We start from the raw sequence: 8,823 nt of genomic DNA, 5'->3' as shown, positions 1-8,823 counted from the left end.
CACCTACGTGAGGTGCGACAAATATTTGATGGATAAATATAATATACCTTTAATTTCAATCCACGCACCTACGTGAGGTGCGACAAGTTCAAAAGGGTTAAAATCCTTAGTTGGGTTAATTTCAATCCACGCACCTACGTGAGGTGCGACCAAGTTTATCGCTTGTTGTTGATAAAGGAGCATAATTTCAATCCACGCACCTACGTGAGGTGCGACGCTGTGGTTGAGTTTGTTGTGTTGTAGTTTGAGTATTTCAATCCACGCACCTACGTGAGGTGCGACAAGCATGGTTAGATGACCCAGACGTACCAAAGGGATTTCAATCCACGCACCTACGTGAGGTGCGACAAGAACTCTAATCGCCCTAAAAGACATGAAACAAATTTCAATCCACGCACCTACGTGAGGTGCGACTTGCAAGGTGAAGAATTACAAAAAGTAAAAGATATTTCAATCCACGCACCTACGTGAGGTGCGACTTTCTAATAAGATTAATAAAATCTTCAACCTCTATTTCAATCCACGCACCTACGTGAGGTGCGACAGAAACAGCAGAAGAATTTGTTAACACGGTAAGAATTTCAATCCACGCACCTACGTGAGGTGCGACTGTTAAAGTTAAAAATAACTATCCATCATAAATAGAAACTCCATTTATGCGAACAATAATATTCTACATAATTTGTTTGTAGATATCAATATCAATTATTTTGTTAAAATCAAATATTATATAGTCTTGCGAACTTTCCAGAAATTTTATGTACACTTATATTTCGCAACTAAATTATAATAATATCTTCAACATCAATAGAAGGTTTAGCTCCTACATGAAGCACTTTTCTTTTTCCAGATTTTCCTAAATTATAGTATCTAACACTATCTCGTGTTTTGTCTATTATTTTACTAATATCACTTTTAAGCATTTCAAACTGTAAATTATCAACAATACATTCAAAAACTGAATTTTGAACTCTTATACCATAATTTTCACAAATTTTTGAAACTTTACGAAGTCTTTTTACTCCATCTTCAGAATTAACTTCTACATCATAAGTTACTAAAATAAGCACTTAATCACCTCTGTTTATTTCATTAAGTACGGAGGATATTCTTCCAAATCTCCTCTTAAATATCTAGCAAGTAATAATGACTGAACATATGGTATAAGACCAATTTCTATTTTTTCACCTAAAAATGGATGTATTACAATATCCTTCTTCCTCTTTTGCCAAGCAGTAAGTATATTTTTACGAGCATCCTCTAAAATTAAAACACTTCCATTTTCTTTTACAACAAAATCATTTTGTTTTATAATTTTTGTATTTATTAATTTTAATACAAATCTATCGCATAAATACGGTCTCAATTCTTCCATCATATCCAGTGCCAAACTACTTCTTCCTGGTCTATCTCTATGTAAAAATCCAGCTTGTGGATCAAGTCCAACACTTTCAAGAGATGATTCCATATCATGAGAAAGAAGTACATATACAAAAGAAAGTAAAGCATTAACTCTATCAATAGGTGGTCTTCTATTCCTTGACTTAAATTCAAAATTTTCCTTATCAACTAGTATTAATTTATCAAAAACATCAAAATAATATTTACTTCCAACTCCTTCAAGTCCTCTTAAAATATTTAAATCTTCACATTTCAAAACATTTTTTATACCATCTGATAAATATTCAATAGATTTTTTCATTTCATCATCAAACTTATCTATATAGTCCCTTTTAAAACGATTCAATACATTTCTATAATTAATAAGTTTACCTATGACAAAATTCCTAGCAATTAAATAAGACATATTTTCATCATCGGAAATCCTATATTGTTTCTTCCTAAGTAAAATATTTCCCGAAACTTTTCCTTGTACTCTACAAAGAAATTTACCAAATGGAGTATGAAAACTCATTCCAATATTTTTTTCTGCACACATTGCCATAAGTTTTGTACTAGCCCCTTGATAACCAAAACATACAATTCCTTCTAAATTATGACTTGGAATTTTTATAGGTTTCTGATCACGTATAAGTATAGATATATCTTCACCATCTTTTGATAAATAAGCTTCTTCATTAGTTACATATAATACATTCAATAATTTTCTCATTTAACTATCCTCAATGTGTGAATTAATATAATTTTTAACTTTATCATATTTACAATTTAGTTTAGGTAAGCAAATATCATATAACGAACAATTTTTGCAGTGCTTCTTATAACATGGTTTTGGTGTTATTCCATTTTCAAAATAATACTTCATTTTTTCAACTAATGATTTAACATTTTCTCTAAGTTCATTTGTAAAAACAACTTCAACTCTTCTTCGTAATTTACCATAATAAAGATACCCTTTTTCAATTTTTGTATTAAACATTTCTTCAAGACAAATAGCTTGAACACAAAGTTGAGAAATATCACTTTCATCATTTTTAATATCACCGATTTTATATTCAATTGGAATTATATCATAGCTACCATCTCTTCCTGAAATTTTAACTCCTAAACTATCATTTCTTATGTGAAATTCCACACAATCACTAATACCTTTTAAACACAATTTATGTGAAATTAAAGGAATAGAGCGAGAGATTATACGCTCGCCCCTTTTTTCAAAAGCATATGGATCATCAACTTTTTCGTGAAATTTATGTCCTTTAAAAGTTTTAACATTATCTTTCCAACTTTGCTCTATATGTATAAATGCCCATTGACGTGGACAAAACACAAAATGTTGAATTCCTGAAATCATTAAATAATCCATAATAATTAAAGTTTTTCAATAAGTTTTACACCACTAGGAAGATTATTATCATCTATATTAATTTCATAATCACCAAAGTTTCTAGCAGGTTTTGACTTATCTTTTCTTTCAATTTTTATTAAATCGAATAATTTATAAGATGGAGCATTTCCAAGCGATGTTTCATGCTCAAAAACAAATAATTTTCTTGTTGCCATTTTACCTCGTGATGCAGAATGATCATATTCAAACATATTTATAAGAGCATTCCATAAAATATTTAAATCTTCTTCACTAAATCCTGTTACTTTCTCGGCTAAATGTGCTGAAACATATCCTTCCATTCTATACAAGCCATAAGGAACTACTTGTTTTCTTCCCATTGTTTGTCCTTTCTCTAAATCTTTTATATTGGTAACTGCACATCTAGTAATTGTTAAGTCCTGAGAAAAAATAGGATCTATACTCCTTCCGAAATTTAATTGAATTGGACCTCTAACTTGTCCACAATTAACTTCATTGCTCATCACTGCTCCAAAAGCTCTTATATCATAAAAATTTTTACACATATATCCTGTAAGTTCTTTTGCAACTTTTTCATCTTTTGGAAGTTTTTTATTTTCAGGTTTTAAATCAAAAGCTTCATAAGCTTTTCTATGTTGTTCGTTTAAAACAGCACCATTTTTAACATAAATATCAAATCCTTGTTTTTCTCCTTCAACTACTTCTATGTAATTTCTAATTTTTCTTTTAATACAAACATCTGTTACAATTCCATGACCTGTTTCTGGATCAATTCTTGGCATATTTCCAGCATCAGGATCCCCATTCGGATTTCCATTTTCAACATCAAATAATATTACAAACTCATATCTTTTATTTAGTGACATAATTAATTTTCCTCCCTATCTTTTTTACTTGTATATATATCTTCTCTTTGATGATAATACCCTAAAATAAACATTCCCTGTTCATCACTTGAAAATATTGCTGGGAACTCATTAACATTTAATAATATTTCCCCTATCATTTTGTCATAATAATTAAAATTTGTACTACCTTCTTTTTTAATTTTTGCTATATGATGTTGTGCTAAATTTAATAAATTTGGAAAAATAGATTTTGGTGTAGAAGATGCTGCAGATAGATATTTTTCTCTAATATTACTTCCATTATTGGAATCCATCTGTATTTTTTCAAGTATTGCAAAAATCCTTCCCAAATTGTATGCAACATTTGTAGATTTTGTATTTAATGACACAGTTACTTCCCCCTCTTTATCTCTAAATTTATTTAGTCTATAATATCTTTTTAAATATCCCTTTATAAATGAAACTCTTATATGATTTATAACGAAATCTTCTCCCGCCTCTGCTCTTATTCTTCCAAGAATTTGATTATAAATAGATATAGGATAAACATTTCCTGTCAAAATACTCTTAAAAAGAGAATTAATTAAAGTATTTGGTACATTTTGAGTTTTACCATAAGGTGTTATAGTTTTTAATATTGATGAGATTTTCACCCCTACTTCTTCATAAACAAAATTTTTTTTGCCAATATTTCGTTTTCTCTTAAGTTTTGTATCTTCAAAATGTTTATTTGATAATCTTACAAAATCTCCAATAGAATTTTTAAACCAAAATCTTATAAAAACTCTAGCATTGTTGGGTGAAAGACCTAATATATACATATTAATTGAACTGTCATAATTAATTTTATCAACATCAACTGTCATACCTTTTCTAATAAGCCTTATTACACTCTCAATTTCATCAACTCCCTCCTGATTATATTCAATTTCATTATCCCTTTCATTTTCTTCTAACATAAATGCAGGGAAAAATTCTTCTTCTTTACATCCGATTTTATCACTCCAAAATACAACAGTATTACCAGACATATATAAATTATTATCTTCACTTAAAAGTAAAGTATTTAGAGCCGTTGTATATTTAAACATAGAGTTATATGAAATATTTACCTTTTCATTATAAGAATCTGAACCATCAAAACATATGTATGAACCAGCAGGTTGACCACCTTTAAGTTTAATAACTTCATACTTAGAACATAATTCATCTAATAGATTACCTGATACTAAACAAATTCCTTCTTCTTTAGACTGAGTATTATTTTTTTTAATAGAATTATATTCTATAAATTTTTGTCTAACTTCATAAATATCATGAATACATTCTTTATCTCCATCTAGAGAAAAAACTATAAGACCACCTTTCAAGCATTCTTCATCCATTTTTTGAACATTTTCAATATTTTTATCTTTATTTTCAAAAAATCCCATAATAGCTTTGTAATATTTTGAATCTTCTATACTTTTTAAAATAATTTCATGATATTTTTTAGATTCTTCAAAATTTTTATCAAAGTATTGAAAACTTTTCTTATCTTTATTATAAAAGTATCCTAGAAGATATTTAGAATTATCACAAAGAAATGATGGAAGTATCCCACTTGTTTTAGTAACTTGCAAAGGAACTGACATAAAAACACCTTGCTTATCTTCTTGCAAATCTAAAACTTGTTTTATTAAACCTTCTTCATTGATAACAAATTTAAACGATATTTTTTTAATACTAGAATTAAAATCGGCAACTTGAAATTTATCTGAATTCATCATCAAATCATAACAATCCACTAATTCCTTCAGAATCATTTATTAACCCCCTTTTGAAGATCTTTAGGGATACATATTTTACCCTCAACCATTTCAGCTCTGAAAAATATCGGATTATATTTTTCAACTTTTTTATATGAATCACTTTCTTTTACGAAATCTATATCATAAAGCATCCATCCTAAATCTTTTGTTTCATTAAGTGGCAAAAAATCTTCATCTTCCAAAAGTTCAAAATTACATGAAAATTCCCTACATCCTAAATATGGTTGATTAAAACATTCTCCATTTCTAGCACGCCTTAAAAAAATGTTATAATGCTTTTTCTCATCATCACTTTCACCAGCATATTTAGTCATTTCAAAATGAGCTTTTATAACATATTCAACATCCCTAAGAATCATTGAATTTCTTTGTTGCCTATTTTTATTTGTATCTATGTAAAAACTATCATTTGGATTTTTAATTGAATTTTTAATAGCTTTTTCAGAAATAATATTATTTACTTCATTTCTAAGTATTGTTTGAAATTTAATAGGTTTAATTACATTTATTTCGTCTATAACCCATTTTATTGCAGGTTTCCAATGAATCGCTTCAAATATAGCTCTAGCTGAAGATGGAGTTATAACATCATAACTAACCCTTTCTATTTTCATTTCAGGTCTCGTAAAACACGCATAATCTCCCCAAACTCTTAAAGTAAAACCCATATAATTCCTCCTTAAAATTATATAATATATTCATAACTTTCTAATTTATCTTTATCAAATCCTAATTTATAATCATACATTTGTAAATTTTTCAAAGCAAATATATCATCAGAAATTCGATATATATAATCATCTTTTATTAATTGTCTCAAAACATAATTAGGAATATTGATTGAAAATCCATTTAATTTTCTCAAAATACTTTTAATACCTTTTTCAGAATACTTAAGAGAATTCAATAATTTTTCTCCTTCTCCAATTGGAATAATAATTTGTACACCTATGTTATCAATAAACTTAAATTCACTTGATATTTTTTCAAAATCATAATTTATTTCTGTTTTTTTATGTTTATCTATCATATCTAAAATAGAATGTTTATCCTGTCTATGAGTTGTATTATTAAACAATTCTAAAAAATATTTGGAAATTGCTTCTATCGACAATATGTCATCAAATTTATTTATTATTCCCTCTCCAATTTGTGATGTAAGTTTTAAATACCCTAAACCTAAATAGGATTGTTCATCAGGTTTAAACACATATACTATTGAATTTTCCCTTTTCCCTTCCCTATTACATCTTCCCGCAGCTTGCACTATTGAATCAATTCCTGCAATTGATCTAAATACCACTGGAAAATCAACATCAACTCCAGCTTCAATTAGTTGAGTTGAAACAACTCTACATTCTTCTCCATTTTTCAATCTTTCTTTTATAGTTTTAATAATCTCTTTTCTGTGATTAGGATACATATTAGTTGAAAGATGAAAATTCCCTTCACTTTCACTTAAATTTTCAAAAATCTCTTTTGCATGCTTTTTTGTATTAACAATAGTCAATACTTGTTTGTACGAATTCATTTTTTCACATACATCTTTTACACTTTGCTTACCAATAAATTTTCCTTCAACACGTTTTAAATCATCAAAAAGCTTATATGTATCATCTATTATTTCAATTACGTCGAAATTTTTTATTAAACCATTTTTCTCAAATTCTGGTTGAGTTGCCGTACAAATTAATACTGTACAGCAATAATTTTTTACTAATTCTTCTAAAGCTTTTATACAAGGTTTTAAATATTCATTCGGTATTACTTGAGCTTCATCTAAAATTATTACACTGTTATAAATATTGTGAAGCTTTCTAACAGAAGAAGGTTTATTTGAGTAAATACTTTCAAATAATTGAACATTAGTAGTTACAATTAAGGGCATGTCCCAATTTTCAGTTGCAAGTCTATATTTAAGCTGTTTATCTGTATATTCATTTTCACCAATTTCATTTGAAAAATTAAAATTGCAGTGATGTTCTAAAACGTTTTCTTCACCAAAAATATCAGAATATACCTTAGCATTTTGTTCTATTATACTTGTAAATGGTAAAGAATAAATTATTCTGTCATGTCCATTCTTTTTAGCATGATTTAAAGCAAATCCTAGAGATGAAAGAGTTTTTCCACCGCCTGTTGGTACACATAATGAATAAAATCCTCTATCACCACACGCTTTATTAACACAATCATTAAAAATTTTACTTCGTATTAAATTAATTGGATTATCTTTTCCATCTAGTTTTTTTGATTCCATAAAAGTGTTAAAAACGTTTAGCATTTCATTTAAACTCATCAACTTTTTAGAACTAACGATAGATTTTTCACCCTCTGAAAATTTTTGAGCATCAAGTCTATCACCATCAACAAGAGAAGAGAATAAAAATCTAATAAGCATTTGTATTGAAAAATTGTTTTCAAAAAATTTCAATACCTCTTCATTAAATTTAAGCTGTCTAATATCATTAATATTTATTTCATTTTTCCAATCTGAAAAATCACATAATTCTCCATCACGTTTATTAAGTCTAGCAGTTATAGTTCCTTCACTATCTATTTTAGTTCCATAATTTAATAGTCCTGAATGATGTCCTATAATGGCATATTTAAATATTTTGTAGAGTAACCACTCTACCTTTTTGTTATTTTTAAACTCATTTTCTAAATCATCGCAAACTACAGCTCCAGCCGTAGAATGATCAACTTTTATATTTTTTCCACGTATTCTCTCTTGAAATTCATCAGAATACTTTCCTAAATCATGTAGCAATCCTAAAATTTTTCCTGAGTTTTTCAAAAAAAATTTATTTACAAATTCTTCTGTAAAATCAGAAACACCAAATATATGATCTGTTAATTTTTGATACTCAACTCTTCCATTTTCTTTTTCAATTTTTCTCGCAAATTTTTCATTAAATTTCATTTTCTTCACCCCAAAATTAACATAATAATCATTACGAAAAAACAAATTTAAACAAATATTTTATATGCAAACTAATTATAACACCTATTTTTATTTAAAAACAAGAATTTTTATTTAAAAATAAATTTAATATTCAAATAACCTTAAATGAACGTTTTACCATTTTTTCTTAAATAAATCATACTTTTTTAAAAATCTCCTAATCTATTTTATTTCGAATAAAATATTAAATTTCGAAATCTCATTTTCTTTTTTTATTTTTCTAATACTTGTTAAATTATCATCTGTATATTTACTTCAATTTTTAAAATACAATTATCCATTATTGTTAAATTTTTAGATGGATAAAATTCAAACTATCCATAATGATTTGTTTTTTTTTTAGTTAAACTTATAATATTCGCCTTAAAATTACACAAAACTTTAATTTTAAAACCTCTCAAAATATATCATAATTTATGATATACA

7 protein-coding genes and 1 CRISPR repeat array are annotated in these 8,823 nt (G+C 27.2%); all 7 genes read right to left on the bottom strand.

Translation table 11 applies throughout. The features are described from left to right. Positions 1-52: 52 nt before the first annotated feature. Positions 53-610: direct repeats of the CRISPR family, unit length 32 nt; unit sequence ATTTCAATCCACGCACCTACGTGAGGTGCGAC. A 169-nt stretch (positions 611-779) separates the two neighbouring features. The 7 genes from cas2 to A6P36_RS07455 are packed head-to-tail and all read right to left on the bottom strand — an operon-like array spanning position 780 to position 8,355. Next, positions 780-1,070, bottom strand: a complete 291-nt coding sequence (gene cas2, locus A6P36_RS07485; protein WP_066762807.1) for a CRISPR-associated endonuclease Cas2 — start codon at positions 1,068-1,070, stop codon at positions 780-782. 14 nt (positions 1,071-1,084) lie between these two features. Further along, entirely contained in the window at positions 1,085-2,113 is a 1,029-nt protein-coding gene (cas1c, locus tag A6P36_RS07480) for a type I-C CRISPR-associated endonuclease Cas1c (protein WP_066762799.1), read from the bottom strand. Continuing rightward, positions 2,114-2,755: a CRISPR-associated protein Cas4 gene (cas4, locus tag A6P36_RS07475; RefSeq protein ID WP_066762809.1), complete on the bottom strand. Its 642-nt coding sequence runs from the start codon at positions 2,753-2,755 to the stop codon at positions 2,114-2,116. A gap of 17 nt (positions 2,756-2,772) precedes the next feature. Beyond that, positions 2,773-3,636 carry a type I-C CRISPR-associated protein Cas7/Csd2 gene (gene cas7c, locus A6P36_RS07470; protein WP_066762796.1) on the bottom strand — a complete coding sequence of 288 codons (864 nt, stop codon included), beginning with the start codon at positions 3,634-3,636 and terminating at the stop codon, positions 2,773-2,775. Between the two features lie 2 nt (positions 3,637-3,638). Next, entirely contained in the window at positions 3,639-5,423 is a 1,785-nt protein-coding gene (cas8c, locus tag A6P36_RS07465; RefSeq protein ID WP_066762793.1) for a type I-C CRISPR-associated protein Cas8c/Csd1, read from the bottom strand. Then, complete coding sequence (cas5c, locus tag A6P36_RS07460; RefSeq protein WP_066762790.1) at positions 5,420-6,097, bottom strand: type I-C CRISPR-associated protein Cas5c; 678 nt, start codon at positions 6,095-6,097, stop codon at positions 5,420-5,422. Before cas5c ends, cas8c begins: the two co-directional genes overlap by 4 nt. A 17-nt stretch (positions 6,098-6,114) precedes the next feature. Next, the gene (locus A6P36_RS07455) at positions 6,115-8,355 is read right to left on the bottom strand and encodes a CRISPR-associated helicase/endonuclease Cas3 (protein WP_066762788.1); all 2,241 of its coding nucleotides are present in this window, start codon (positions 8,353-8,355) and stop codon (positions 6,115-6,117) included. Positions 8,356-8,823 lie beyond the last annotated feature (468 nt).

This window comes from Candidatus Arthromitus sp. SFB-turkey (genome assembly GCF_001655775.1).
Classification (GTDB): domain Bacteria; phylum Bacillota; class Clostridia; order Clostridiales; family Clostridiaceae; genus Dwaynesavagella; species Dwaynesavagella gallinarum.
Note: the sequence above shows the minus strand (reverse complement) of the source record. Positions and strands in the feature narration are given on the sequence as shown.

What these genes read in the sequence shown, in the direction of transcription:
- cas8c (WP_066762793.1), bottom strand. Translation starts at nt 5,423, where the DNA reads ATGATTCTGAAGGAATTAGTGGATTGTTATGATTTGATGATGAATTCA.
- cas5c (WP_066762790.1), bottom strand. Translation starts at nt 6,097, where the DNA reads ATGGGTTTTACTTTAAGAGTTTGGGGAGATTATGCGTGTTTTACGAGA.
- A6P36_RS07455 (WP_066762788.1), bottom strand. Translation starts at nt 8,355, where the DNA reads ATGAAATTTAATGAAAAATTTGCGAGAAAAATTGAAAAAGAAAATGGA.
- cas1c (WP_066762799.1), bottom strand. Translation starts at nt 2,113, where the DNA reads ATGAGAAAATTATTGAATGTATTATATGTAACTAATGAAGAAGCTTAT.
- cas7c (WP_066762796.1), bottom strand. Translation starts at nt 3,636, where the DNA reads ATGTCACTAAATAAAAGATATGAGTTTGTAATATTATTTGATGTTGAA.
- cas4 (WP_066762809.1), bottom strand. Translation starts at nt 2,755, where the DNA reads ATGATTTCAGGAATTCAACATTTTGTGTTTTGTCCACGTCAATGGGCA.